General features: G+C 72.8%; 22 protein-coding genes. 9 read left to right on the forward strand and 13 right to left on the reverse strand.

Features of this window, described 5'->3' with window-relative positions:
- Positions 1–191 precede the first annotated feature (191 nt).
- Complete coding sequence (locus tag ACZ4NT_RS03095) at positions 192–662, forward strand: GNAT family N-acetyltransferase (protein ID WP_121409114.1); 471 nt, start codon at positions 192–194, stop codon at positions 660–662.
- Positions 663–685: 23 nt separating this feature from the next.
- On the opposite strand, the gene ACZ4NT_RS03100 is transcribed toward ACZ4NT_RS03095, so the two are convergent.
- The 5 genes from ACZ4NT_RS03100 to ACZ4NT_RS03120 all read right to left on the reverse strand — a co-directional run bounded on the left by ACZ4NT_RS03100 (position 686) and on the right by ACZ4NT_RS03120 (position 6704).
- Positions 686–1570, reverse strand: a complete 885-nt coding sequence (locus ACZ4NT_RS03100) for a universal stress protein (protein WP_467723005.1) — start codon at positions 1568–1570, stop codon at positions 686–688.
- 80 nt (positions 1571–1650) lie between these two features.
- Positions 1651–2157, reverse strand: coding sequence for a flavodoxin domain-containing protein (locus tag ACZ4NT_RS03105; RefSeq protein WP_467723007.1), 507 nt, complete (start codon positions 2155–2157; stop codon positions 1651–1653).
- Between the two features lie 16 nt (positions 2158–2173).
- Positions 2174–2905: a CBS domain-containing protein gene (locus ACZ4NT_RS03110; protein WP_467723009.1), complete on the reverse strand. Its 732-nt coding sequence runs from the start codon at positions 2903–2905 to the stop codon at positions 2174–2176.
- 13 nt (positions 2906–2918) lie between these two features.
- Positions 2919–5612, reverse strand: a complete 2694-nt coding sequence (locus ACZ4NT_RS03115; RefSeq protein ID WP_467723011.1) for a bifunctional acetate--CoA ligase family protein/GNAT family N-acetyltransferase — start codon at positions 5610–5612, stop codon at positions 2919–2921.
- Positions 5613–5798: 186 nt separating this feature from the next.
- Positions 5799–6704, reverse strand: coding sequence for a universal stress protein (locus ACZ4NT_RS03120; RefSeq protein WP_467723014.1), 906 nt, complete (start codon positions 6702–6704; stop codon positions 5799–5801).
- A gap of 505 nt (positions 6705–7209) precedes the next feature.
- Between ACZ4NT_RS03120 and ACZ4NT_RS03125 the strand changes: the two genes are divergently transcribed.
- A complete protein-coding gene (locus tag ACZ4NT_RS03125; RefSeq protein WP_467723015.1) occupies positions 7210–7902 on the forward strand; it encodes a CBS domain-containing protein in 693 nt (230 codons plus the stop codon).
- 90 nt (positions 7903–7992) lie between these two features.
- On the opposite strand, the gene ACZ4NT_RS03130 is transcribed toward ACZ4NT_RS03125, so the two are convergent.
- The 3 genes from ACZ4NT_RS03130 to ACZ4NT_RS03140 form a co-directional block, all read right to left on the reverse strand.
- The gene (locus tag ACZ4NT_RS03130) at positions 7993–8580 is read right to left on the reverse strand and encodes an Rv1733c family protein (RefSeq protein ID WP_467723017.1); all 588 of its coding nucleotides are present in this window, start codon (positions 8578–8580) and stop codon (positions 7993–7995) included.
- A 170-nt stretch (positions 8581–8750) separates the two neighbouring features.
- Positions 8751–9344: an Rv1733c family protein gene (locus ACZ4NT_RS03135; RefSeq protein ID WP_467723019.1), complete on the reverse strand. Its 594-nt coding sequence runs from the start codon at positions 9342–9344 to the stop codon at positions 8751–8753.
- 107 nt (positions 9345–9451) lie between these two features.
- Positions 9452–9949 (reverse strand): pyridoxamine 5'-phosphate oxidase family protein, encoded by a 498-nt coding sequence (locus ACZ4NT_RS03140; protein ID WP_467723021.1) that lies wholly within the window; start codon positions 9947–9949, stop codon positions 9452–9454.
- 439 nt (positions 9950–10388) lie between these two features.
- Between ACZ4NT_RS03140 and ACZ4NT_RS03145 the strand changes: the two genes are divergently transcribed.
- Positions 10389–12104, forward strand: coding sequence for a sensor histidine kinase (locus tag ACZ4NT_RS03145; protein ID WP_121409122.1), 1716 nt, complete (start codon positions 10389–10391; stop codon positions 12102–12104).
- A gap of 103 nt (positions 12105–12207) precedes the next feature.
- Here ACZ4NT_RS03145 and ACZ4NT_RS03150 read toward each other — a convergent pair whose 3' ends face one another.
- Together ACZ4NT_RS03150 and ACZ4NT_RS03155 are read right to left on the reverse strand one after the other, a co-directional pair.
- Positions 12208–13101 (reverse strand): hypothetical protein, encoded by an 894-nt coding sequence (locus ACZ4NT_RS03150; RefSeq protein WP_467723024.1) that lies wholly within the window; start codon positions 13099–13101, stop codon positions 12208–12210.
- 75 nt (positions 13102–13176) lie between these two features.
- Positions 13177–13890: a DNA alkylation repair protein gene (locus ACZ4NT_RS03155; protein ID WP_467723026.1), complete on the reverse strand. Its 714-nt coding sequence runs from the start codon at positions 13888–13890 to the stop codon at positions 13177–13179.
- A gap of 233 nt (positions 13891–14123) precedes the next feature.
- On the opposite strand from ACZ4NT_RS03155, the gene ACZ4NT_RS03160 reads away from it, so the two are divergent.
- From ACZ4NT_RS03160 to ACZ4NT_RS03180, 5 genes are all read left to right on the forward strand, one after another.
- Positions 14124–14762, forward strand: coding sequence for a hypothetical protein (locus ACZ4NT_RS03160; RefSeq protein WP_467723028.1), 639 nt, complete (start codon positions 14124–14126; stop codon positions 14760–14762).
- A gap of 182 nt (positions 14763–14944) precedes the next feature.
- Entirely contained in the window at positions 14945–15997 is a 1053-nt protein-coding gene (locus tag ACZ4NT_RS03165) for a zinc-dependent alcohol dehydrogenase family protein (protein WP_467723030.1), read from the forward strand.
- A gap of 55 nt (positions 15998–16052) precedes the next feature.
- Positions 16053–16739, forward strand: a complete 687-nt coding sequence (locus tag ACZ4NT_RS03170; RefSeq protein WP_121409490.1) for a pyridoxamine 5'-phosphate oxidase family protein — start codon at positions 16053–16055, stop codon at positions 16737–16739.
- A 340-nt stretch (positions 16740–17079) separates the two neighbouring features.
- Positions 17080–17511 (forward strand): DUF485 domain-containing protein, encoded by a 432-nt coding sequence (locus ACZ4NT_RS03175; protein WP_467723032.1) that lies wholly within the window; start codon positions 17080–17082, stop codon positions 17509–17511.
- Positions 17508–19118, forward strand: coding sequence for a sodium/solute symporter (locus ACZ4NT_RS03180; RefSeq protein ID WP_467723034.1), 1611 nt, complete (start codon positions 17508–17510; stop codon positions 19116–19118). Before ACZ4NT_RS03175 ends, ACZ4NT_RS03180 begins: the two co-directional genes overlap by 4 nt.
- Before the next feature lie 89 nt (positions 19119–19207).
- Here the strand turns inward: ACZ4NT_RS03180 and ACZ4NT_RS03185 are convergent, their stop codons facing one another.
- A complete protein-coding gene (locus ACZ4NT_RS03185; RefSeq protein WP_467723035.1) occupies positions 19208–21757 on the reverse strand; it encodes a discoidin domain-containing protein in 2550 nt (849 codons plus the stop codon).
- 426 nt (positions 21758–22183) lie between these two features.
- On the reverse strand, positions 22184–22939 hold the full coding sequence (locus ACZ4NT_RS03190) for a PIG-L deacetylase family protein (RefSeq protein ID WP_467723557.1): 756 nt from the start codon (positions 22937–22939) through the stop codon (positions 22184–22186).
- Positions 22940–23163: 224 nt separating this feature from the next.
- On the opposite strand from ACZ4NT_RS03190, the gene ACZ4NT_RS03195 reads away from it, so the two are divergent.
- Complete coding sequence (locus ACZ4NT_RS03195) at positions 23164–23691, forward strand: HAD domain-containing protein (RefSeq protein ID WP_467723037.1); 528 nt, start codon at positions 23164–23166, stop codon at positions 23689–23691.
- Between the two features lie 77 nt (positions 23692–23768).
- Here the strand turns inward: ACZ4NT_RS03195 and ACZ4NT_RS03200 are convergent, their stop codons facing one another.
- Complete coding sequence (locus ACZ4NT_RS03200) at positions 23769–24110, reverse strand: alpha-amylase (protein WP_467723038.1); 342 nt, start codon at positions 24108–24110, stop codon at positions 23769–23771.
- Between the last annotated feature and the right edge of the window lie 230 nt (positions 24111–24340).

Raw genomic sequence — 24340 nt, forward strand, 5'->3', positions numbered from 1 at the left:
GCCCGGCATGGCCACCTTCTGTACGGCGGAGGACCCACGCGTGTTCAATCGCCCCGCCGATTCACAGAAATCTCGTGGCCAACCGCCGTCGCGGCAGGGCGTGTTCGCAGGCCAGTGTCGGATCGCCACCGAAAAAAGAGGGAGCACGGCAACACTGGACGTAAGAGCCGAACCAGCCCTACGCTTATTACATGTCATCTGTGCAGCAGGCAGTCGAGGACGATGTCGCCGAGCTCGTACGCCTGCGGGCGATGCTGTTCGAGACGCTCGGCGGCGACTTCTTCCTTCCGTCACCCGGTGACACGGGCTGGCGGGAGGCCCTGGCCACCGTGCTCGAGGAGCAGGTGTCCTCGGACGCCGTACGCATCCTCGTCGTGCCCGGCGACGGCGGCCTCGCCGCCTGCGGCATCGGCACGATCGAGCAGCGGCTGCCCGGGCCGCATCTGCGCAACGGCCGGATCGGCCACGTGATCGGCGTCGTCACCGACCCGGCTCACCGGAGGCGTGGCCACAGCCGGGCGATCATGCGGGGGCTGCTCGACTGGTTCCGGGAGCAGGAGGTGGCCCGGGTGGACCTGTACGCCTCGCCCGCCGGTGAACCCCTGTACCGCGCCCTCGGTTTCACCGACCACCCGGACCCGTCGCTCTACTGGCGCCCTTGACGCATCGCACGCCCGGACGCGGGTCAGTCCGCGTGCGGGACGATCGCCACGGGGCATTCGGCAGGGTGGAGCAACGCGTGTGCCACGTGGCCCAGTTGCAGCCCGTGCTGGTGTCCCGGCCGGCGCCGGGCACCGACGATCAGGAGGTCCGCGGCGGCGGAGCGGCGGACCAGCACCTTGTGGGCGGGGCCCTCGACGGTGCTCGGGCGCACCCGCACGTCGGGGTGGGCCGCCTCGGTGTCCCGGACCACGGCGTCGAGCAGGGCACGCGCCCGCTTCTCGTGGACCTGCGCGGGTTCCGCGGCGAAACCGGGATGGTCCGTCGTCTCGTGCGCCGGGCAGCGCCAGGCGTGGACGACGTCCAGGAGGCAGCCGCGGGCTTCGGCCGCGCGGCAGGCGAAACGCACGGCCTCCGCGCCGGCCGCCGGATCGCCGACACCGAGCAGGATGCGCCCGTGCGTGCTCTCCAGGGCCGCCATGTCGCCGCGGACGACGATCACCGGGCAGTCCGCGTGGGCCGCCCCGCCCAGTCCGACCGAGCCCGGCAGCAGCCCCTTCAGTTCTCCGCGTCCGCGCGAACCGGTCACCACACAGGCGGCGTTGCGGGCGGTCGGCAGGAGGGCGGAGACCGCGTCCTCGGGCACCACCTCGGTGGCGAGCTTCAGGTCGGGGTGCCCGAGCCGGGCGCGCTCCGCGGCGGAAGCGACGATGTGCTCCGCCGGCACCCGTCCGGAGGGCCGGTCCACGCTGCCGAGCGCGACACCCTCGTAGCGCTCCCAGAGGAAGCCGTGGACCAGCCGCATCGACAGGCCGCGGCGGGCCGCCTCGTCCGCCGCCCAGTCCGTCGCCGGCAGGCTGGACTCCGATCCGTCCACACCGACGACCAGGGGACGCTCCATCGATCCCATCGGCTTCCGTCCGCCCGCGGCGGTGCGCCGCGGGGTCCCTTCTCATCGGAGTGCGGGGCCGGGAGCGTCCGTGGCGACGCTCAGTCCGTGGCCCCCGCCTTCAGCTCGGCGGCGATCCGCTGCGCCCAGGCCTCGATCTCCGCGAAGTCGCGGAAGTCGCCTCCCTTGCCGGCGGAGACGATCCGCTTGGCGACGAATCCCTTCGCGCCCTCTTCGAGGCATCCTCCGAACGTGATGTGTCCCCGCGCATCGAGGCGGCTGACGGCCCGACGCACGCCGGGCACCGGCGGAATGTCCCGCTCGGAGGCGGAGGCGTCGAGCGGACCGCTGCTGAACAGCCACAGCGGGCGCTTCTCCAGGGCGTCGCCGTGACGGCGCAGGAAGCGGCGGGCGTCCTTGTGCCAGCGACCGGCGTACAGTCCGCCGCCGAGCACGACGGCGTCGTACGACGTCACGCTCGCCACCGAACCCGCGGGCAGTGCTTCGGCCGTGAGCCCTTCCTTGCGCAGCACACCGGCGATGGCCTCGCCGATCTGCGCCGTGGATCCATTGGTCGTTCCATAGGCGACCAGCACGTTGTCGAACACGGCGGCCCGCCTCCTCTCACGGATTGCACAGCCATGCGTCGGCGATGCCGTGCAACGTCTGCGCGTCGGTACTGACACGGGAGTCGTCGAGGCGGTGGGTGAGCTTGTCCACCACCGCGACGACGCCGTCGATCTGGCGGGTCATGGAGACGGCGATCTCCGTCTCGCTCCTGCGCTCCAGGTGACCGGCGAGGGTGACCACTCCCTCGTCGACGGAGACGTCGACACTGCGGGGCGCCAGCCACAGCGCGCGTACGAGCACCTCACCGATGACGTCCTGGCGGATCCTCTCGTCGGGGCGCAGGAAGACCTGCAGCAGGTCTCGGCGGGTGACGATGCCGACGAGCCGTTCCTCCTCGTCCAGGACGGGCAGCCGCTCCACCCGGTGCTCCGCCATGATCCGGGCGGCTTCGGCGATGGTGTCCTCGGCATGGACCGTGACGGGCGGTGCGGTCATCAGCCGGCCGGCGGTGCGGGCCCGGGCCTTGACCGCCGTGGCCTTGGCACCGCGGGACGGGAGAGCGAACCGGATACGCCGCTTCGGCTCGTAGAGGTCGGGCGTCTCCGCCTGCCGGACCATCAGGTCGGTCTCGGAGACGACGCCGATGACCTTCTCGTCGTCGTCGACGACCGGCAGCCCGCTGATGCCGTGATCGGCCAGCAGCCGTGCGACCTCCTTGAACGGGGTGCCGTACTCGGCACGGACGACCTCGGTGGTCATCAGGGAGCCGACCTTGTTGTGCTTCATGTCTGTCTCCTCCTCAGCGGAGCCGGCGCAGATAGGGATCCTGGGACCTGCGGGGCAGCAGGCGTACGCGTGCGTCGAGGACGGACACTCCGGCCGGTGTCGCGAGGACGGGGTTGAAGTCGGCCTCGGCGAGCTGGGGCAGATCGGTCGCCATCCGGGACAGCCGCAGCAGCAGCTGCTCCAGACCCTCCAGGTCGACGGGTCCGCTGCCCTGGGCCCCGAACAGGAGCGGCGCGCAGCGCGGTGCCGTGATCAGGTCGTGGACGTCGTGGTCGGTGAGCGGTGCGAGCCGGGCGGCGTGGTCGTTCAGCACCTCCGTCGCCGTGCCGCCCAGCCCGAACACCACCAGGGGGCCGAAGACCTCGTCCTGCACGACGCCGGCGAACAGTTCCGAGCCGCGGGCGGCGAGCGGCTGCACGACGACTCCGGCGAGCAGCCCGGCGAACCTGGTCTCGAAGTCCCGGAAGGCGGCGCGGACTTGCGCGTCCCCCTGGAGGTCGAGGTGGACGGCGTGCTGCTGGCTCTTGTGCAGCAGCCCCGGCCAGTGGGCCTTCATGACGACCCGGCCGTCGGGGCCGCGCAGCCGTTCCGCCGCGAAGACGGCCTCGTCCTCCGTCTCGGCCCAGGCCCAGGGAAGCTGGGGAATGCCGTAGCAGGCCAGCAGATCGGCGCAGGTGCGCGGGTCGAGCCAGCCGCCGTCGGGATGAGCGGTGAGGAAGGCGTCCGCGACCGTGTGCGCGCGTGGCACGTCGACGAGGTCGAGGTCCGGGATCGTTCCGGCGGGCCGGCCGAGCCAAGCCGCACGGCGTGCGGCATGGGCCAACGCACCTGCCGCAGCTCGCGGTTCGGCGTAGGCGGGCACGGTCGTGCCGTCCGCGGCGGGCAGCAGCCGGACGGGCAGGTCCTGTTCCAGGCGCACGGCGGCGACGGGCTTGGACCGGAGGCCGGACGGCCGGGTGAGCGCCCGGACGAGATCGTCGCCGGTGGCCGCGGCGATCGCGGTCGGGACGAGGGCCAGCAGCACGGCGTCGATGCCGGGGTGCCGCAGGATCCGCTCCACGCAATCCCTCAGCTGGTCCTCGGTGACCGCGGCGGTGGCGTCGACCGGATTGCCCACGGCGGCGCCCTCGGGCAGCACGGCCAGCACGTCGTCGATCACCTCCGGGGTGAGCGCGGGGAGTGTCAGTCCCGCCTCCGCGCAGGCGTCGGCCGCGAGGACCCCGGCGCCGCCCGCGTTGGTGATGATCGCGACGCGACTGCCCCGGGGCAGCGGCTGGGAGTGCAAGAGGGAGGCGGTCTCCAGGAGTTCGCCCACCGAGCGGGTCGCGGTGACGCCCGCCTGGAGGAACAGCGCCTGACGGGTCATGGTGCGGGTCGCGGCGGCCGCCGTGTGCGAGGCGGCGGCGCGCCGGCCCGCGTCCGTGCGGCCCGCATCGACGGTCAGCACCGGCATGCGGCGGGTCACCCGCCGTGCGGTGCGGGAGAACGCCCGCGGGTTCCCGAAGGACTCCAGGTGCAGCAGCGCCAGGTCGGTGCGCCCGTCGCACTCCCACCACTGGAGCATGTCGTTGCCGCTGACGTCGTATTTGTCACCGAGCGAGACGAAGGACGACACGCCGATACCGAGCCGGGAGAGACCGTCGAGCAGGGCGATGCCGACGCCGCCTGACTGCACCGCGACGCCCGCCGTGCCGGGCGTCGGGTGGTCGGCGGCGAAGGTCGCGTCGAGGCGGAGAGCGGGGTCGGTGTTCGACACCCCCAGGCAGTTGGGGCCGACGAGGCGCATGCCGTAGGTGCGGCACGCGGTCATCAGCGCCCGCGACTGGACGTCGTCGAGTCCGGCGGAGACAACGACGAGGGCACGTACACCTGCCTTGCCGCACTCCTCGGCGGTGGCCGGGACCGCAGCGGCGGGGACGGCGACGACGACCAGGTCGGGCGTCCTCGGCAGGGCGCTGACCGACGGGTGGGCCCGGATGCCGAGGATCGAGGTCGCGCTGGGGTTCACCGCGAGCAGACGGCGGGTGAAGCCGCCCGAGCGGAGGTGGTGCAGGATCGCACGGCCCACGGAGCCGGGTGTGCGCCCGGCTCCCACCACGGCGACCGCGTCGGGCCGCAGCAGCGGTTCCAGGCTGGCGACGTCGGCGGACCGGCCTCGGTCCTCGACGGCGGACAGGTAGGTGTCGTCCTCGTCGAGTGACACGGTGCAGCGGACCTCGGGGCCCTCGAAGCGGCGGGCCACGCGCAGTCCGAGGTCGGCGAAGAGCCGCAGCACCTCCCGGTTCTCGCTGAGCGCGTCCGCGGTGAACGTGGTGACGCCCTCGGCGCGGGCCGCGGCGACCAGGTGTTCGACGAGGAGCGTGCCGACGCCCCGGTGGTGCCGGCCGTCGGCCACCGCGATCGACATCTCGGCCGACGCCGCGTCCGCGCCGCACTCGTACTCGGCCAGGCCGAGCACCCGGCCCCGGCTCTCGGCGAGCAGGGCCCGGTAGCCGGCGCGCGGTGCCGCACAGGCCCGGTCGGCGGCCTGTGCCGCGGAGCGCCGGCTCACGGCGAAGAAGCGCCGTCGCAGGTTCTCCGGGGACATCTCCTCGTAGAGCCCCAGCAGCTGGTCGTGGTCGTCCGGTGTCACGGGCCGGATGCACGCGGTGGTGCCGTCCGCGAGCAGCGCGTGGACCGTCGATCGGCTGAGTGCCTCGTTCGTCATCGCGGGTCTCCTCAAGGGCTCTTGGCACTTCGAGCATCCAGCGGATCGCGGAGCCGTCCCAGGGGCTGGTGGGGGCCCTCACGGGGGCCGGTCGGCCCTTCGGAGGGCCCGCCCGGCCGGTGCGTCCTCCCGCACGCGCGGGGGGGGGGGCCGGCTTCCCCGAGGAGCCTGCCCCCCGGTGCACGGTCAGGAGTGCGCGACGACGGCGACGGGTGACGTGGCGTGGTGCAGGACCGCGTGGGTCACGGGCCCGATGTGCGCGCCCATCGCGCTGCGCCGGATCCTTCGGCCCACCACGACCAGGGACGCCCGGCGGGACGCGTCGACCAGGTGGGTGGCGGGGCTGCCGACGAGGCATTCCTCGACGACCTCGACCGACGGGAACTTGTCCCGCCAGGGCCCCAGGACTGCCGTCAGCGCGTCCGCCTGCGGACGGGCGAGTTCCTGGTGGAACTCGGGGTCGGCGGCGAGCCCGTACACGTAGTACGACGGCAGGTTCCAGCCGTGCACGACCCGCAGGGCCGTGCCGCGGCGGACCGCCGCGTCGAACGCGAAGCCGATGACCGAGTCGTCCGGGTGCTCGGCGTCCAGGCCGAGCACGACGGGCCGGAACGGCGCCGCCCCGGACACGCCTTCCACGTGTGTGTCCGTGGCCTGCTCGCCGGCCCGGACCAGGACCACGGGCTGCTCGGTGCGGGCGACGACGGCCATCCCGACGGACCCCACCAGGAATCCGCCGACACCGCTCAGACCGCGGGAACCGAGGACGAGCACCGCGGCATCCTTCGCCGCCTCCGCGAGCGCGTCCCCGGGCGCGCCGGTGCGCTGCACGGCGGTCATCGGAAGGGCGGGGTGGCGCTGCCGAAGGCCTTCCAGAGCCTCTCGGGGGACGCGTTCGCTCCAGTGCTGAAGCGTCTCGGCGCCGAGGAGCGGCGCCTGCGCCAGGGGGTCGGGCGCGGGCTGCCAGACGTGGACCAGCTCCAGCGGGAGTCCGCGCAGCTCCGCCTCCCGGGCTGCCCATTCCGCGGCGGCCAGGCTTTCGGGGGAGCCGTCGAGGCCCGCGGTGACGGTGTGGGGAGTGGTACGCGACATGATGTCCACCTTCTGCGTCGGAGGTTCCGCTTTCAGCGTCGTGCGCCGAGGGCGGCAGGGGCAGGGGCCGCTGGTCCCCGGAACGGGCCGGTCGGCCCTGCCGGTGCGCGGCCGCTTCCGGGGGGGGGAGCAGGGCGTCTGCGCGCACCGACCCGGCCGGCGTGCGCTCCGCCCCGTCCGCATGCACCGACCCCACCGGGGTGTGCGCCGCCCCCGTCCGTGCGCGCGAGCCCGGGCGGGGCTCCGCGCCATCCCCGGGCCGTGCGGGTGCCGCGCAACCACGGCGCTGCCCATTCCGCCGTGGCCGCGCACCCGCGTGTGCGCCCACGCCGTGCCGGACGTGAACCTGGTGATGCCGTACCGCTCGGAGAGTGCTCATCGGCCCGCGGCTCGGGCCGGGTGGCCCCTGGGTCCGGCGGCCGCCGGGGCCCATCCTGGAAGGGACCGGCCCGCGGTGTCGGCTCCGGTGATCCTGTCGGCGGCCGGGGCCGGGCGAGGAGGCGTCATGCCCAGCACCCCGCACATCGTGAGCGACGTGATGACCCGCGCGGTCGCCGCAGTGGCCCGTGAGGCGCGCTTCAAGGAGATCGTCCGGCTGATGCAGGAGAGGAACGTCAGCGCGCTCCCCGTCCTGGACGGGCCCGGACATGTCGTCGGCCTGGTCTCCGAGGCCGACCTGCTGCCCAAGGAGGAGTTCCGCGACAGCGACCCGGACCGCCGCACGCAGTTGCGCAGACTGCCGGACCTGGCCAAGGCCGGCGGGCTCACCGCCGACGAGCTCATGACGTCGCCGGCCCTCACCGTCCACCCGGACGCGACGCTCGCCCAGGCCGCGCGGACCATGGCCCGGGCCGGGGTCAAGCGCCTGCCCGTCGTCGACGGGGCGGGTCTGCTGCGGGGCATCGTGAGCCGCGGGGACCTGCTGAAGGTGTTCCTCCGGGACGACGAGGACATCGCCGACGAGATCCGCCGGGACGTCCTGCCGTACCTGCCCCCGCCGGTTTCGTCGGTCCTGGTCGGGGTCCGGGACGGCGCCGTGACGCTCAGGGGCCGGATACCCGACACCTCGCTGGTGCCGGTGGCCGCCCGCCTCGTCAGGGCCGTCGAGGGCGTGGTCGACGTGGACTTCGATCTCGACACCCACGGGCTCTCCTCCACGACGCCCACCGCCGCGGCCCCGTCGGCGCCCCACCGCTAGAGGTGCCATTCGGATCACCTCGGAAGGAGGTCGCGGCGCACGGTGCGCGGTGCGGCGCCTGCCCGTCCCCACTGCGGCACGATCCCGGCCTCAACCGGGTCTCCTCCCCCACTGCGGCCCGACCCGGTCCCATGCCGCTCCCCATTGCTCGACGGCCCGGCGCTCGACCCGGAGACGCACCCCGAGGCCGCCCCCGAGCAGCGCGAAGCCCCCGGCCAGGCCGCATCCCGTACCGGTCAGCGCCACCCGTGTCGCCGCCTCCGCCGCACCGGGCGGCGCGGAGACCGGCCGCTCCCGGCCATCGGTCCACAGCGTCACCTCGGCGCCCGCCCTCGTTCCGGGCACCACCTTCGCCTCCGCCCTGTGCACCGTTCCGCCGCCGTCGGTCCAGCTCACCTCGGCCCGCACACGGTCGACCACGGAACCCGTGAGCCCGTCGCCCTCACCCTGCGGGGCGGGCTCCGTCAACACGGCACGGACGAGCTGCCGTCCTTCCCGGCGCTGTTCCACGGCGTGCGCCGCGGCGTCCGCGCCCAGCAAACCCGCCATGGTGCCGCCGACCGTCGCGGCGACCCAGGCGCCGACGGTGATCCACCCCTCCACGACGTCGCTGTGCCGCCGCAGCGGATTGGGCCGCCACCGCCATCCCCTGACCGTCGTGCGCCGGGTGGAGAGCATCGGGTGCGCCCCTCACCGGATCACTTCTGGGCAGAAGGTTCCGTCGGCCGACGGCTGCCGGGGCCGGCCGACGCTCCGCGCAAAGGGGGCCGACCGAGGGCCCGGTCGGCCGGGAGTCCGTCGGCCGGCCGTCCGCCGCTCGCCGGGGACGGTGCCCGGGGCGCGGGCGGTCATGTCGTCCGGCGTCGCCAGCGGGGCCCGACCTGTTCCCACTCCCGCGCCCACAGGTCGTAGCGCCGGCAATCCAGCCGCCACCGCACGGCACGTCCGGCGGCGTACGTCATGCCGCTGAAGGCGACGGCCGCGCCGGCTCCCAGGAGGGCCGATTCCGTCGCCGCCTCACCCGCCGAGGGCGGTTCCCGGGTGGGCCGGCCCTGGCCGTCGGTCCAGACGGGCACGGTCGCACCGGCCTTCCGGCCGGCGTCCACCCAGGCGCGGGAGGTGTGCGTGGCGCCGTCCGAGGCGGTCCAGCGGACCTCCGCCCGCACACTGATCCGCTGAGGTCCCTCCGCCATCGGGACGGCGTCCATGGTGCTCTCCAGGAGCACCCCCTGAGCGGGATGGAGTCCGGCGCGCCGCTCCGCGAACGACTGATCGACGGTGTGCGCCGTCATCGTGCCGACGAACGCGCCGCCCAGCGAGACGGCCGCCCACACCGCCACGACGGTCCATGCCTCGACGACGTCGTCGTGCCGCCGCAGCGGATTGCTCCGCCACCGCCACATCAGGTGCCGTCTGGTCCTCTCGTGCTCCGCCTCCGGCATCGGACTGCACCTCCCGGTCGTCCCCCTTCAAGGTGACATCGGGTGGGCCACCCCCGCATGTGCTGAGCGGTCCGGGCGCGGGTCCACCCGGTCCGCGGCGGGGAGGGCTAGGGGGCCGTTCGGCCCCGGCCCCCGAGCGGGGGCGCCGCGGCGGTCGCGGGCGCAGCGGTGAGGCGGACGCCGGTGACCAGGTCGGGGCGGATGCGGACCGCGTAGTCCATCGACTCGTTCATCCAGGGTCGCAATCGCGAACGGTAGCGGGCCAGCTCCCGCGGGTCGGTCACCAGGCGGGCGAACCCGGTGACCACGACGCTCCAGCCGAGATGTGTCTCCGGGTCGATGGCGTCGGCCTCGTAGGCGACGACAACCCCGGTGCCGCCGGCCGGCCCGGCGTACGAGGTGAGGGCGGCGCCCTCGTGGGTGCGGACGACGATGTCGCCGTCCTCCAGGACGTGGTTGACCGGCCGGACCGCGGGCAGCGCCTGCCGGGTGAAGACGATCCTGCCCAACGAGACGCTGCCGAGCAGCCGCAGCGCCTCAGCGGTGTCGAGCGCGACGGTTTCGCGCGGCACGGCCGTGCTGATGTCGGTGTCGTCGATTGCCATGGTGAACCCTCGTGCGAACGTGTCACCGGACGGATGCCACGGGACCGGTCACCGCAATGGAACGTCCGCCCCACGCGAGGGCGCTAGGGCTGTTCGGCCCCCGTGACCGCCGACCGGTCCCGGGAGGCAGGACCGGCACACCGCCCCAGATGTCGGCGACGGCGGCACCCGCGCCCGTGCCGCCTGACGGCTCGGCGGACAGACGCCGTCAGGCCCCGCATGGCCCCGGGGCCCGTCACCCCGCCGGAGGCGGGCACCCGAGGCCCCACCGGCGCTCGCCACGGCCGTTCGGCCCGGCGGAAGCGGCCGGCGTTCCCCCGACTCGTCCGGCTCGGGAACGGGCGGATGCGGTACCACCCCGTCATCCGTCGGCGGTACGGTGAGGTTCCACCGGAACGATCGACTGTCGGTGGCCGAGGCGCATCTGGAGGCAGCGGCTGTGGCAAGCCCCGAGAGCGGCTGGGTGCGGCTTCCTCATCTGCGACTGGACGAGCTGCTGGAGGAGCTGCAGGCCAGGCTGGACGCGGCGCGCGGAACCCGCGACCGGGTGCACAGCCTGCTCGAGGCGGTGATGTCCGTCGGGCGCGAACTCGACCTGGAGCAGGTCCTGCGGAGCATCGTCGAGGCGGCGGCCGTGCTGGTCGAGGCCGAGTACGCCGCGCTGGGCGTGATCGGCCCGGACGGCAAGCGGCTGTCGGACTTCCTCACCGTGGGCTTCAGCGAGGAGCAGATCGCGCTCATCGGCCACTATCCCGAGGGGCACGGCATCCTCGGCGAGCTGATCCGCCACCCCGTGCCGCTGCGGCTGGCCAAGCTCTCGGACCACCCGGCGTCGTACGGCTTCCCGGCGCACCATCCGCCGATGAACACCTTTCTCGGTGTCCCCATCCGGGTACGGGGCCAGGTCTTCGGCAATCTGTACCTGACCGAGAAACGCGGCGGGGCCCGGTTCGACGACGAGGACGAGTCCGTGCTGTCGACGCTGGCGGTGGCGGCCGGCGTGGCCATCGACAACGCCAGGCTCTACGAGGAGTCCCAGCGCCGCGAACGCTGGGTCCGCGCCAGCGGGGAGATCACCCGCAGTCTGCTGTCCGGTGTCCCCAGCGGCGAGGTGCTCAACCTGGTCGCCGAGCGGGCCCGCGAGCTCACCGGCGCGGCACTCACCGTCGTCGCCCTGCCCATGGAGGACACCGGGTCGCTGTCGGTGGAACTGGCCGTCGGCCGGGAGGCCGAGGCGCACCGGGGGCTGGTGCTCCCGGTGCAGGGCACGCTCATGGGTGCGGCCTTCTCCGCCGCGGCCCCCGTGATCAGTCCGGACGTTTCGCACGACGAGCGGATCTCGGCGGGTCCGCCGCGGTTCGCCGGGCTGGGGCCCGCGGTCGCCGTGCCCATCGGTACCGGCGACGGCGTACGCGGGGTCGTGCTGCTCGCCCGTGAGAGCGGTCAGACGGTGTTCTCCGAGCTGGAGACCGAGCCGCTCAAGGGGTTCGCGGGCCAGGCCGCCGTGGCCATGGAGCTGGCCGACCGGCGCAGCGACGCCGAGCAGATGGCACTGCTGGAGGATCGGGACCGTATCGCCCGTGACCTGCACGACCTGGCCATCCAGCGGCTCTTCGCGACGGGCATGACGCTGCAGAGCGCGGGCCGGTTCATCCAGCATCCGGAGGCGTCGGAGCGGGTCATGCGCGCGGTCGACGACCTGGACGAGACGATCAAGATCATCAGGTCGACGATCTTCGGGCTCCGGGCGCGCGACAGCGATGCGCGCCAGGGCCTGCGGGCCCGGGTGGTGCGGGCGGTGGGCGAGGCGGCGCCCGTGCTCGGGTTCGCCCCGAGTCTGCGCATGGAGGGGCTCCTCGACACCCAGGTGCCCAGGGAGACCGCCGATCACGTGATGTCCGTGCTCACCGAGGCGCTGGCCAACGTCGCCCGGCACGCACGGGCGTCCCGGGTCGACGTGGTCCTGATGACGGACGGACGACATGTGCGGCTGACCGTCTCCGACAACGGCGTGGGCATCTCCCCGGGAGGGCGCCGCAGCGGCCTGACCAACCTGGCGGAACGCGCCCGGCAGCTCGGCGGCAAACTGGAGTTGGCGTCTCCCCCGGGTGGCGGGACGACCCTGGTCTGGGACGCCCCCGTGGCGGCGGACTGACGGCACAGGCCCTGCGTGGAGGCACGGCCGGTCACGCCGGACGCCGACAGCGACCGTCGCCACCGTTGTCACCACCACACCCGGACGACGTCCCCGCGCCCGGTCACACGTCGTCCACGGCCCGCCACAACTGCACGTCCTGCGTGAGGAGCCGGCCCGGCCGTCGGGTCCCTGCGTCCGGGACCGTCACCCGCACCACCGACGTGTCGCCCTTCACGACCGCCACTTTCGCGCCGTCGAACCTCGGTGCCTCGTCGCGGACAGTGGACCGCAGTGTGTCGGCGACGCGGCCGGCGGTCGCCCCGTCCTTGGCCACGACACACATCACCTCGGTGTTTCTGCCGGCGGAGGAGACCCGCTGGCCGACCGCGGAAAGCCGGACTCGTTTTCCGGCGGTCAGCGGCCGTACGTCGGCGCGGTACACGTCGCCGAGGCAGGCGGCGACGCGCTGATAGTCCTTGCTGTCGGCCAGCGAGGCGCCGTCCGCGGGGTCGACGTCCGCCAGGGCGGCCGTGCTTCCCGTCACGTAGGAGACCTCGTCGTCCGAGACCTGGAACGAGGGTTGCCTCGTGCCGGACCGCTGCCAGACCTGCCGGCCGTCCTTCTCCCGTTTCGTGTAACCGTCCGCCTCGAGGGACTTGGTGAGGGCGGCCGCGTCGAACGAGCCTTCCAGGTGCCCGGCGTCGGGGGTCTCGACGGAGGTGTCGATCCGGGACGGCGTCAACTGCTTCTCCCACGGCCCGGAGACGTATGCGCTCATCACCGTGATGCCCGGCTGCCCGATGGTGCCGTACGTCTTGGCGTCGCCGTCCTCGCGTATGCGCTCGCCGTCGATGTACAGCACCTGGCCCGAGCCGGCGTCGTCGGACAGTTCTCCCAGGGCCGCCCGCAGACCCGACGCGTCGTCGGCGGAGCCGGACGAACACCCGGTGACGGCCGTCAGCAGGAGAGCGGCGAACGCGGCGGGCAGGGCGGATCCGCGAAGACTTGTCGGCATGACGCGGGAGCCTATCGGCACAACTCCTACGCTCCCCAGCGGATTTCCGGCGACCAGCGAATATCTGACGCTCCATCAGACACAAGGGTCCTGGCTTCGGCGCCGGCCTACGAACCGGGCCCGGCTGTCCGGCGACAGGCGCTCCGTCGCGTAGCGCACGGTGACGCGCGGGAACTCGGCGGCGTGCCGGTCGAGGAAGTCCACCATCAACGGCTCGTCCCGGCGGCCGATCTCCCGCAGCATCCACCCCAGCGCCTTGTGGATCAGGGGTTCCGTGTCCCCGCGCAACCGGAGGGCGAGGCGGAGGGTCGGCTCGAAGCGGCCCTCCCGGATCAGCGCCAGCGTGGCCACCACGGCGATCCTGCGGTCCCACGGCCACGCCGACCCCGCCAACGCGTCCAGCACGTCGGACGCGCCGTCCAGGAGCAGCGGCCCCAGCACGACGTACGCGGAACCGTCCACCAGATCCCAGTTGTCCACGCGGTCCGTGCGGGCCAGATAGAAGTCGGCCAGTGCCTTCCGGTCGGCGTCCCGAGCGCTTCGCACCTGCTCGGCGAGGACCAGGAGTGCGGTGAACCGTTCCTCGTGCACCTGGCTGCGCAGCAGAGTGTCGATGTCCTCCAGCCGCAACGCCCGGTGCTGCCGGGCGAGTTGCCGCATCACCGGGACGCGGACGCCGAGCAGTTCGTCGTCGGAGGGAGTGAGCACCCGCACCAGCTGCGCCCGGACGGCGGGCTCCGCCCGCTCGCGCAGCTCGGACCGCAGGGTCGTCAGGGCGTCGGTCGTCATGCTTCATCCTGACGGATCCGTCCGCGTCCGGCGGTCGTGCCGTCCCGGTGCCACGAGGGCCGCGCTGCCGAACGCGCGGGGCGGCCACGCACTGGCGGGCGCACGGCCGTCGGCCGAGAATGCCCTGGAGACGTCCGCGGGGATGCCTCAGCGCCACCCTGCGCACGTACTGGAGGCATCGTGAGCACCGCCACCGGCCGCCGCGTCCTGCTCGCCGGGCCCGGCCGGCGCCGATGAGCCCGCTCGCCGACCGGACGCGACGGTCGTCTCGGCTGCGCTTCGACGGCTGGATCGCAGGCCTCGGCACGTCCTCCGGGACGCGCATCGTGCTGGGGCACTGGCCGCGTTCGCCGTTCGGTCCGTTCAGCGACGTGATGCTGGAGCGCCCCCACGGGGAGCGGGTGCTGCTGGCGCCCACCCGGGAGACGGCGGACTTCGTCAGCGGCACCTACACCTTCGACACCGTGCGGGTGGTCCCCGTCGACGTACGGGCCGAGGGCGACACGTGGACGGTCGTCGCCGGCCCCCTCCTCCTGTCCTTCACGACGGGCCGCCGGGGGCTCCTGGGACTGCTGCTGTGTGCGGTGCCCGGCGCGCTCGGCCGCAGTCCGGCGTGGAGCGCGCTGACGGACCTGCCCGCGCGGATTCTGCTGCCCGGCGTACGCACCCGCGGCAGCGCCGGCGGCGGTCGCAGGGAGTGGTACGGCGCCCGTGATCTGCGGCCGGTCCGCGCGGTCTCGGCCGTCTTCGAGGGCGCCGACCTCGGTGCCATGGCACCCGTCGCACCGCCCGTGCGGTTCGGGTTCGGCTCCGTGCCACGGCGCCCCGCCCTCACCCGGATCACGACGACGGTGGACCCGGGCCCGCACTGAGGGCACCGGCCCGGAGCCCTCGGTGGCCTTCCGGTCACGGCCCGGGACGACACGGCCCGCGGCGGCGTCCGTCCCGTGATTCTCTGCCCGTGTGGACCCGCCGCGGGGGCCGGTCAGCCCATGTGCGACGCATCCGGAGCGGCCACGCTGGGAGTGTCAGCCATTCCCAGGAGGGATACGCCATGAAGGCCTTCGTGTATCACGGTTCCGGGCAGGCGTCCTGGGAGGACGTGCCGGATCCCGCGGTCCGGGAGGCCACCGACGCGATCGTCCGCGTCGACGCCGTGACCATCTGCGGGACGGACCTGCACATCCTCAAGGGAGACGTCCCGGAGGTCCGGCCGGGAACGGTGCTCGGACACGAGGCGGTCGGCGAGGTCGTCGACGTGGGCAGCGACGTCCGGACGGTCCGCCCCGGTGACCGGGTCCTCGTCTCGTGCATCTCGGCCTGCGGGCGCTGCCGCTTCTGCCGTGAGGGCGTGTACGGGCAGTGCCGGGGCGGCGGTGGATGGATCCTCGGACACTTGACGGACGGCACACAGGCCGAATACGTCCGGGTCCCCTACGCCGACCTGTCCGTGCACCCGCTGCCCGGCGCCACGGCGAGCAGGGACGCCGTGCTGCTGGCCGACATCTTCCCCACCGGCTACGAGGTGGGCGTGCTCAACGGGCAGGTGCGGCCGGGCGACACCGTCGCCGTCGTGGGGGCCGGGCCGGTCGGGCTCGCGGCGATCGCCACGGCTCGGCTCTACTCTCCCGAGAAGATCATCGCGGTGGACCTCGCCCCCGCCCGGCTGGACGCGGCCAAGCGCTTCGGTGCCGACGCCGTCGCCCTGGCCGGCGACGAGGCCGAGCAGCTGGTCGCCGACCTCACCGGAGGGCTCGGCGCCGACACGGTCATCGAGGCGGTCGGGGTGCCGCAGAGCTTCGAGACGTGCACGCGCATGGTGCGGCCCGGCGGCCACGTGGCCAACGTCGGCGTGCACGGCAAGCCGGCGACCCTGCACCTCGAAGACCTGTGGATCAAGAACGTGACGATCACCACCGGCCTGGTCGACACGCATTCCACTCCGACCCTGCTGCGCATGCTGGCCGCCGGCCGGCTGCCCGCATCGCCGATGGTCACCCACACCTTCCCGCTGGACGACATGCAGGAGGCCTACGACGTCTTCTCCCGGGCCGCCGACACCGGCGCGCTCAAGGTCGTCCTCGAAGGGAGCGCCACCGGGACCTGACGCACGAGGGGCCAAGGGTCCCCCGGGGCCGTTCCGACGAGAGGCAGTGATCTCCATGTCCGAGCAGACACCGTCCGGCCCGCCGCCCGCGGCGGCCGGTACCGCCCGGGGCGACATCGGGCGCCGCATCGCCCTGCGACGCGAGGAACTCGGCCTGACCCGCACGGAGACTGCCCTGCGGGCGGGCACGGCTCCGGGCTACATCCGGTACCTGGAGGAACAGTCCACGGCCATGCCCGGCACCAGCATCCTCATCCGGCTCGCCGACGCCCTCCGCACCAGCGTCGCGGCGCTGCGCGGCGGCGACGCCGACCTGCCGCCCGGTATCGGCCGGGCCGCCCGCCACCCCGAACTGGTCGAACTGAGCGCCGAGGAGTGCCGGGCGCGGCTGTCGACCCACGGGGTGGGCAGGCTCGCGGTGGACACGGTGGAGGGGCCCGTCATCGTCCCGCTCAACTACAGCGTCGTGGACGGCGCGGTCGTCTACCGCACCGCACCCGGCACGACGCCCGCGGTGCCCGACGGCACCCTGGTCGCCTTCGAGGCCGACCACATCGACGACGCCCTCAGCCAGGGCTGGAGTGTGCTCGTCCGGGGCCGCGCCGCGCGGGTGACGGAACCGGACGCCGTACGGCGGCTGGAGGAGGCCGCGTACAGCGCCCCGTGGGCCGGCGGGGAGCGTGAGCTGTGGGTGCGGATCGACGGGGCCGAGCTCAGCGGGCGACGCGTCGCGACGGACTGACGACCGGCGGAACGACCGGACCGACCGAGCCGAGTCACGGGCGACACGTCCTGTGAGGACGCGCCCTTCCCGGGTTCCCTGATCGGGAAGGGCGCGTGTTCCGCGTTGCCCTTCGCAGCGGCTCCGTACGTCCCGGAAGTCGCATCAACCACTGCTTGCACAGGGCCAACATGCGAGGTCAGAGCGCCGGACGCGGTCCGACCAGCCAGTTCGGGGAAAGTCCCGCGCGACACGCAAACGCCGCATAGCGTGCGATGACTCGAACTTGAAATCGAAACCGCTCCCCCCACCTCCCTGCGGCCCGCGCTCACCGGGCCCAAGCCGTGCTAGGAGAACCGGGATGTCCTACGACCCGTCCGAGTCGTACCCAGCCCGACCGCACAGCGCCCGCCCTACCCCACCCGTCCCCCGCAGCTGGCCGCCGTCGGGAGAGCCCTTACGCGGCTGGTCCTCACTCCGCTCCTCGTCCGGGCACCACAGGGATCTGCGCATCCTCCGCCGCGCCTACCGCTGGCAGCGCCGGGTGGCCACCTTCGCGGCCCTCGGCTACTTCACCCTCTTCCTGAGTCTCTCCGCCTACGCTCCCTCCTTCATGACGGAGCCCGTCACCGGGGGGCTGACCACCGGCATGCTGATCGGGCTCGTCCAACTCCCCGTCACCTGGCTGGCGATCGCGCTGTACGAGTTCACCGCACGCCGCTACGTCGATCCGCTCGCCCGCCGCCTGCGCCGCCGGAGAGGACGGCTCGACCGGCCGGAGCAGGGCCGATGACGGACTTCAGCGGCTCCGCTCAGTCCTGGTCACTCGTCGCCTTCTTCGCCGTGGTCACCGTCACGCTCCTGCTGTGCGTGATGACGGGGCCGGACCACGACGACCTGGACGAGTTCTACACGGGCTACCGCTCACTGCCGCCGATGCGCAACGGCCTCGCCATCGCCGGTGACTACATCTCCGCGGCGACCGTGCTCACCATCGGCGGCGTCATCGCCCTGTGCGGCTACGACGGCATCGTACTGGCCCTGAGCACCCTGCTGTCGCTGGTGCTGCTGATGTTCCTGCTGGCCGAACCCCTGCGCAACACGGGCCGGTTCACCATGGGCGACGCGCTTGCCCGGCGGATGCCGGGGCGCTCGGTGCGCATCGCGACATGCGTGGTCACCATCGCCTCCCTGATGCCCATGATGCTGGTGCAACTGGCCAGCACCGGGCAGTTGCTGGCGTACATCCTCGGGTTCTCCGGCAGCACCATGGAGACCGGCTGCGTCATCGGTGTGGGTGCCCTGATGATCAGCTACGCGGCCATCGGGGGCATGAAGGGCACCGCCCTGGTCCAGATCCTCAAGATGGTCATGCTCCTGGGTTCGGGGGCCGTGGTCAGCGTGCTGATCCTGCGGACCTTCGGCTGGGACGCGGGGTCGCTGTTCGGCGCCGCCTCGGACGGCAGCGGGGCGGGCTCGGCGTTCCTGCGCTCCGGGCTGCAGTTCGCCGGCGGCCCGCACACCGAACTGGACATGATCAGCACGCAGTTCGCCATCGTGCTGGGCGGCGCGTGTCTGCCGCACGTCACCATGCGCATGTTCACCGCGGACAGTGCCTGGCAGGTCCGCCGGGCGATGTCGTGGGCGGTGTCGTCGGTGGCCCTCTTCGTGGTGATCATCACCGTGGTGGCCGTCGGCGCGGCGGCCCTGATCGGGCGGGCGGGCGTCACCGCGGCCGATCCGAGGGGCCACACGGCGTATCTGCTGGGGTCGCGGGCCGCCCTCGGAGTGCATCTGTCGAGGGCCGAGACCCTGTTGTTCACCACGGTCACCACGGCGATCTTCCTGACGCTGCTGGCCTCGGTCGCGGGGATGATCCTCGCCTGCGCCAACTCCCTGGCGCACGACGTGTTCGGCAGCCGTGACAAGCCGCTCGCGCCCCGGCGCGAGATGGGACTCGCCCGTGTCTCCGCCGTGCTCGTGGGTGTTCCGGCGATCCTGCTGGCCAGTCTGGTCCAGGACAGGAGTCTGCAGCCCCTCGCGACCGTCTCGTTCTGCCTGGCCGCGTCGGCCATCGCCCCCGCCCTCGTCTACAGCCTGTTCTGGCGCCGCTTCACGCGGGGCGGTCTGCTGAGCACGCTCATCGGCGGGTCACTCACCGTGCTGCTGCTCATGCCGGGGACCAGGCTGGTCTCCGGGACGCCGACCGCCGCGTTCCCGGACGTCGACTTCAACTGGTTCCCCTTCACCACCACGGGTCTGGTGTCCATCCCGCTCGGCTTCGCGTTCGGGTGGGTCGGCACCATGATGTCCGGGCGCCGCAGCGCGGAGCGGCAGCGCAAGGAGTACGAGGCGATGGAGAGCCGGATCCTGGCGGGGCCGGAGCGCAGGACGGGCTGATCCGCTCCCCCGGCAAGGGACCTGTGGCCCGCCGCGAGCGCGACGGGCCACAGGTGCGGGATCAGCCGTTCAGCCAGTCGTGGCCGGTGTCACGGGAACAGTGTGATCTTGGACGGCACGGTGTCCGTCCCCGAGGTCGGCGCTCCCGTGTTGTTGACGACGTGGGCGTACTGCCCCTTTCCGCCGAGGGAGATGACGAGGATGTCGTGCAGCTTGATGCCGGTCTTCACCGGTACCTGGAACCCGTGCTGCTGCACGATGCTCGGATCGGAGGTGAAGTTGCAGTAACTGCCCATCCCCCACGCCTCGTGGGTGTTGACGCTGTCCGCCACCTTGTAGGCGGCGTAGCCGACGATGCCGTCGTGGGTGACGGCTGCGGCGTTGGGCACGTCGTAGGCCTTCTCGTTCTGGAAGAAGATCGTCCGGCCGCGTTCGCCGTTCCAGAGCACGTCGTACTTGTTGAAGTGCTCGACGAACAGACCCGTGGTGAGGACGTCGTCGCCGTTGACGACGAGGCCGTAGTCGGCTCGGTTGGTCTCCCAGCCGACGCCCTCGCCGTGGTCGGCGCGCCAGATCCAGGTGTGGTCGACGATGACGTCGTCGCTGTTGACCACGACCGAGTTGGTGGCGAGCCCGGGTCCCGCTCCGCCGATGCGGATGAAGACGTCCTGCATGGTGGTCGGGTTGGCGGCGTGGTCGGCCGAGGCGTTGGCGCCGCCGATCTGCAGGAGCGTGTCGGACCTGGTGCGGCCCGCATCGATGAGGAACCCGGCCAGCCGCACGCCGTCGACGTCGGCGACGTGCAGGGCGTCGACGCCGTTGTCGGGGACGATCGTCGCCAGTCCGAGGCCGAGGACCACGGTGTTGGCGCGGTTGACGTTGATGGTCTGGTCGAGGTGGTAGACACCGGGCGTGAACAGCAGGTTGAGGCCCTGGGAGAGGGCGGTGTTGATGGTCGCGGCGGTCGCCCCGGGCTTGACGACGTAGAACTGGCTCAGCGGGAGCGACGTGCCGCCGGCGTTGGCGGGCCATGACACACCGCGGGCGTTGGTGCGCTTGCCGGGCACGAACACCTTGTAGGTGCTGCCGTCCAGGTACAGGAACGGCTTCTCGCGGGAGACCGGCGTGGAGTCGAGCGTGGTGTACGGGCCGCTGTCGAAGTTGGTGGCCGGAGCACCCTGGACACCGGAGAAGGTCATGTTCCAGACGCCGTTGGTCCAGCCGCCCACGGAGCTGTCCCGGGTGTACCACTGCTGCTGCGAGTACGGACCGACCGTACCGTCGATCTTCGAGTCGGCGATGTAGCCGCCGGACGCCCACCCGTAGCCGTTCGGGGCGAGGTTGAGGCCGCCCTCGACGTGGATGCGGCGGAACGGCGCGGCCTGGGCGACGGCCCAGCGGTCAGTGCCGTTGACGGGCTTGAGCGACAGGTTCTCGGCCGAACGCCAGAAGTTCTGGGTGGCGTTGCCGTTGAACCAGCCGGCGTCGACGGTGACGTCACCGTTGATCTTCGTGTCGTCCGGGTTGAGGCCGAGTCCGGAGATCGAGGTGTAGAAGCCGAGTTGGGCGTTGATGCCGTTGTAGGTGCCGGGCTTGAGCAGGAACTGGTAGCGGTCCGAGCCGAACTGGTTCGACTCCTGCTTGGCGAAGACCTGGTCGAACTTGGCCTGCAGGTTGGGTGTGCTCGGGTCGACCACGATGACGTTCGGGCCCAGGTCTCCGCCGCCCTCGACGGGCGGGGTGCCGCCGCCGGAACCGGTGTGCACGGCGACCTCCCACAGTGAGTAGCCGTATGCGGTGCCGCGGACCGTCCCGAGGATGCGGACGTAGCGGCCGGAACCGCTGACGTCGTAGGAGGTGGTTCCCGCGGTGCCGTTGGTGACGTCCTTGAGCGTCGTCCAGTCCTGGCCGTTGGCCGAGGCCTGGATCTTGAACTCCTTGCCGTAGGCGGTCTCCCAGTTCAGATCCACCTTGCAGATGTCCTGGGCGGAGCCGAGGTCCACCTGGACCCACTGCGGGTCGGAGGCCTGACTCGACCAGCGGGTTCCGTTGTCCCCGTCGAAGGCGCTCGCGGCGGGTGTGCCGCCGTTCTCCGTGGAGGATGCGGTCGCCGTCCGGCCCTTGGCGGCGTTGGCGGTGCCGCAGTCGGCGGGGGGTGTGCCGCCCGCGTCGCCGAACACCTGGAACTCCCAGAGGGAGTAGCCGTACTGCGTGGCACGGGACACGCCGTACAGCCGTACGTAACGGCCCTGACCGGAGACGTCGAGCGTGTCGGTCCCGCCGTCGCCGCCGGTGACGGTCTTGATGTCGGTCCAGGAGCTTCCGTTCCCGGAGACCTGGATCTTGTAGTCCTTGCCGTAGGCGGTCTCCCAGTTGAGGACGACCTTGGTGATCGAGGCCGTCGCCCCGAGGTCCACCTGCAGCCACTGGGTGTCGGTGCCGGCCGACGACCAGCGGGTGCCGGTGTTGCCGTCGACGGCGTACGAGGCGGCGGTGCCCGCGCTCTCGTCCGAGGAGGAGGTGGCGGTCTTGCCCTGCGAGAGCGGAACCTCCGCCGCGCTCGCCGGTGTCGTCTGGGCGGGGATGGTCACCAGCGCTGCCGCTGTGGCGAGCGCGATCCCCCAGGATCTGAATCTCATTGGTCCACTCCGTGCGGGTGAAGGAGAGCGGGTTCCGGTGCCCACCATGACCGAGGCATGACAAACTCCCCGGCCGGGTGCACACCGCGGGGAGTCCCCCGGCCGGGCCGGAAAGCCCGGACAGCATGAACGGCCGTACGCAGATACTTAGTTCAGGCTTTGATTTAAGTAATGAGGCAACCGGACGGCAACCCCTCCGACAGGACTTCTTTGCCGCCACCCCGGTCCCGGCACCCTGACGAGGGCGGCCCGTGCCGCGTGACCTGCGAGGACCGCGCGCGGGTCACCGGCCCGACTTCACAGGTTGAACGTCGACGGGGATCGCGCGACCCGGCCGACCGCGGGCCTCGACGCGGCACCGCGGACTTCCCGCGCCCGGGCCTCCGGTCCTCACCCCGGGGCCGCGGCGATGGGGCGTCCGCCGCCTCAGGCCGTGAGACGCGTCTGCGGGGCCGAGCCCGGCGGGGGCTCGTGGCGGATGTACCACTCGGTCGCGAGCATCCGCTCCCGGACGTCGGCGGGCCAACTCGCGATCAGGCCCGGCGCGGCGCCCCGCGCAACCTCGGAGCGGTGCGCCCGTACGGCGGCCCACTTCTGCGCGAGCCAGGGGCCGACGTCGACGGTCGCGGTCACCAGCTCGTCCGGCACGGTGTACCTCGCCTTGCCCGTCCGGATCAGACGATCGCCCACGGCGCGTACCGCGGAGTGCGGGTGCGTGGCGAAGTAGAGGGCACCCGGCCGCCAGGGGGCACCCGAGTCCGGGTACACGAGGTCGAGACCGGCGGCCCGGACCGCGAGCAGGGTCGCCCGGTGGGTGTGCACGTGGTCCGGGTGGCCGGTCATGCCTCCGTACGCGTCGTGGGTGACCACGATCTGGGGCCGGAACTCCCGGATGTGCGCCACCAGCCGGCGCACCGCCTCCTCGAGGGGCACGTCGCACCAGCGCCGACCGTCCGGGGCCGAATACGGGACGCGCGCGTCGGCGTAGCCGAGCAGCCGCGGTTCCCCCGCGCCGAGGATGCGCAGCGCCTCCGCCAGCTCACCGGCCCGCGTGGTGCCCGCGGTCCAGGTCGTCGTGACGACCGCGGTGCGCGCGCCCGCGGCCGCGTGCCGGGCGAGCACTCCACCCGACCACAGGGACTCGTCGTCCGGGTGGGCATAGACGGCGAGCACACTCGGCAGTCGATGCCGTCCCCCCGTCGGCGCTCCCGGTCGCCACCGCACCTGCCCGGAAGACCGGTCGCGCCGCGACGGCGCTCCGGGAGAAGAGTCGGTCACGGCCGCGCACTCTACGCGCCACGGTCCCCGCATGCCGCGCGCACCGGCCGCTTTCCGCCTGCCGTCCGCGCCCGGGGCCGCGCCCGGCCGGGCGCTGGACCGAGGACAGGGGCCGGTATCGTGCGGCGGTGCACGATACCGCGGAGCGGCCGCTCCTCTTCCTCGACATCGACGGCCCCTTGATCCCGTTCGGCGCGCCGTCGCCCGCGGGCGGGTATCCGGTCTTCCCCGCGCGCCCCGGCCTCCCCGCGTCCGGCGCGAACCCCCTCCTCGAACGGCTCGACCCCGGCCACGGCCCGAGGCTGAGGGACCTCCCGTGCGAACTGGTCTGGGCGACGACGTGGATGGATGAGGCGAACGCGTGTGTCGCGCCGCGCCTCGGGTTGCCCGACCTGCCCGTGCTGGCCCGTGCCGAGCCGTCGGAGGACGAAGACGCCCGGGACGCGCGGATGGGGCTGCACTGGAAGACCCGGCCGATTCTCGACCGGGCGGCCGGGCGCCCCTTCGCCTGGGTCGACGACGAGATCACGGACCGGGACCGCGTGTGGGTCTCCGCCTGCCACGGCGAGCGGGCCCTTCTCCACCGCGTCGATCCCCGGCTCGGGCTCACCGGCGCGGACTACCGAACCCTGCAGGACTGGCTGCGGAGCGTGTGACCCGGGCCCGTCGACCCGGTTGCGGATGGGGGCCGTTGCTGCGGCGGTGGGCCCGGGGCCGCGCCCGGCCCTCGGCCTCAGTGCGAAGCCGTCTCGACCGGGCACTCCCGGAGGCCGGTGACGTGGTTGAGCTGGGGTCCGTAGCCGGGGAAGGTCGCCAGGTCGCCGGGCAGGAGCGTCCGGCACGGGACCGACTGGCCGTCGGCGTACTCGACCGTGAGCGTCACCTCGGTGCCGCAGTCGTTCTCGACGGTCGTGTACCGCCAGCTCTCGTAGTACTGGACACAGCCCGGCACGGAGAGGTCGGCGTCCCGGGCGTCGACCGCCCGGGCGGCGGGCGTCGGCAGCAGCGTCGTGACGAGCGCCGCGAAGGCGGTCACGCAGGCGGCGGCGAGGGAGCGGCGACGCGAGAGGATCATGACGGGGGTCTCCTGGAGTGCGAAGCTTGCAGCGGCCGAAAATCCCTGCGGAGCAGGGGCGTTGTGGTCCGTCACTCTCACAGTCGTTGCAAGAATTGCGCAAAACGATGGAGGTTCTTTCAGTCGTTGTCCCCCGGTCAACCATTTCGGCGCCGGACGGATGTACGGGCAGCTCAGCGGCACGCCGTGCGTCCCGGGCTGCTGCCCGGTCGGGTGAACTCGTATGCAAC

The sequence above is a fragment of the Streptomyces sp. NPDC026417 genome, assembly GCF_055567695.1.

Coding starts and splice junctions, on each gene's coding strand:
- ACZ4NT_RS03095 (WP_121409114.1), top strand. CDS start 192: ATGTCATCTGTGCAGCAGGCAGTCGAGGACGATGTCGCCGAGCTCGTA.
- ACZ4NT_RS03100 (WP_467723005.1), bottom strand. CDS start 1,570: ATGGGATCGATGGAGCGTCCCCTGGTCGTCGGTGTGGACGGATCGGAG.
- ACZ4NT_RS03110 (WP_467723009.1), bottom strand. CDS start 2,905: ATGAAGCACAACAAGGTCGGCTCCCTGATGACCACCGAGGTCGTCCGT.
- ACZ4NT_RS03115 (WP_467723011.1), bottom strand. CDS start 5,612: ATGACGAACGAGGCACTCAGCCGATCGACGGTCCACGCGCTGCTCGCG.
- ACZ4NT_RS03120 (WP_467723014.1), bottom strand. CDS start 6,704: ATGTCGCGTACCACTCCCCACACCGTCACCGCGGGCCTCGACGGCTCC.
- ACZ4NT_RS03125 (WP_467723015.1), top strand. CDS start 7,210: ATGCCCAGCACCCCGCACATCGTGAGCGACGTGATGACCCGCGCGGTC.
- ACZ4NT_RS03130 (WP_467723017.1), bottom strand. CDS start 8,580: ATGCTCTCCACCCGGCGCACGACGGTCAGGGGATGGCGGTGGCGGCCC.
- ACZ4NT_RS03135 (WP_467723019.1), bottom strand. CDS start 9,344: ATGCCGGAGGCGGAGCACGAGAGGACCAGACGGCACCTGATGTGGCGG.
- ACZ4NT_RS03140 (WP_467723021.1), bottom strand. CDS start 9,949: ATGGCAATCGACGACACCGACATCAGCACGGCCGTGCCGCGCGAAACC.
- ACZ4NT_RS03150 (WP_467723024.1), bottom strand. CDS start 13,101: ATGCCGACAAGTCTTCGCGGATCCGCCCTGCCCGCCGCGTTCGCCGCT.
- ACZ4NT_RS03155 (WP_467723026.1), bottom strand. CDS start 13,890: ATGACGACCGACGCCCTGACGACCCTGCGGTCCGAGCTGCGCGAGCGG.
- ACZ4NT_RS03160 (WP_467723028.1), top strand. CDS start 14,124: ATGAGCCCGCTCGCCGACCGGACGCGACGGTCGTCTCGGCTGCGCTTC.
- ACZ4NT_RS03165 (WP_467723030.1), top strand. CDS start 14,945: ATGAAGGCCTTCGTGTATCACGGTTCCGGGCAGGCGTCCTGGGAGGAC.
- ACZ4NT_RS03170 (WP_121409490.1), top strand. CDS start 16,053: ATGTCCGAGCAGACACCGTCCGGCCCGCCGCCCGCGGCGGCCGGTACC.
- ACZ4NT_RS03175 (WP_467723032.1), top strand. CDS start 17,080: ATGTCCTACGACCCGTCCGAGTCGTACCCAGCCCGACCGCACAGCGCC.
- ACZ4NT_RS03180 (WP_467723034.1), top strand. CDS start 17,508: ATGACGGACTTCAGCGGCTCCGCTCAGTCCTGGTCACTCGTCGCCTTC.
- ACZ4NT_RS03185 (WP_467723035.1), bottom strand. CDS start 21,757: ATGAGATTCAGATCCTGGGGGATCGCGCTCGCCACAGCGGCAGCGCTG.
- ACZ4NT_RS03200 (WP_467723038.1), bottom strand. CDS start 24,110: ATGATCCTCTCGCGTCGCCGCTCCCTCGCCGCCGCCTGCGTGACCGCC.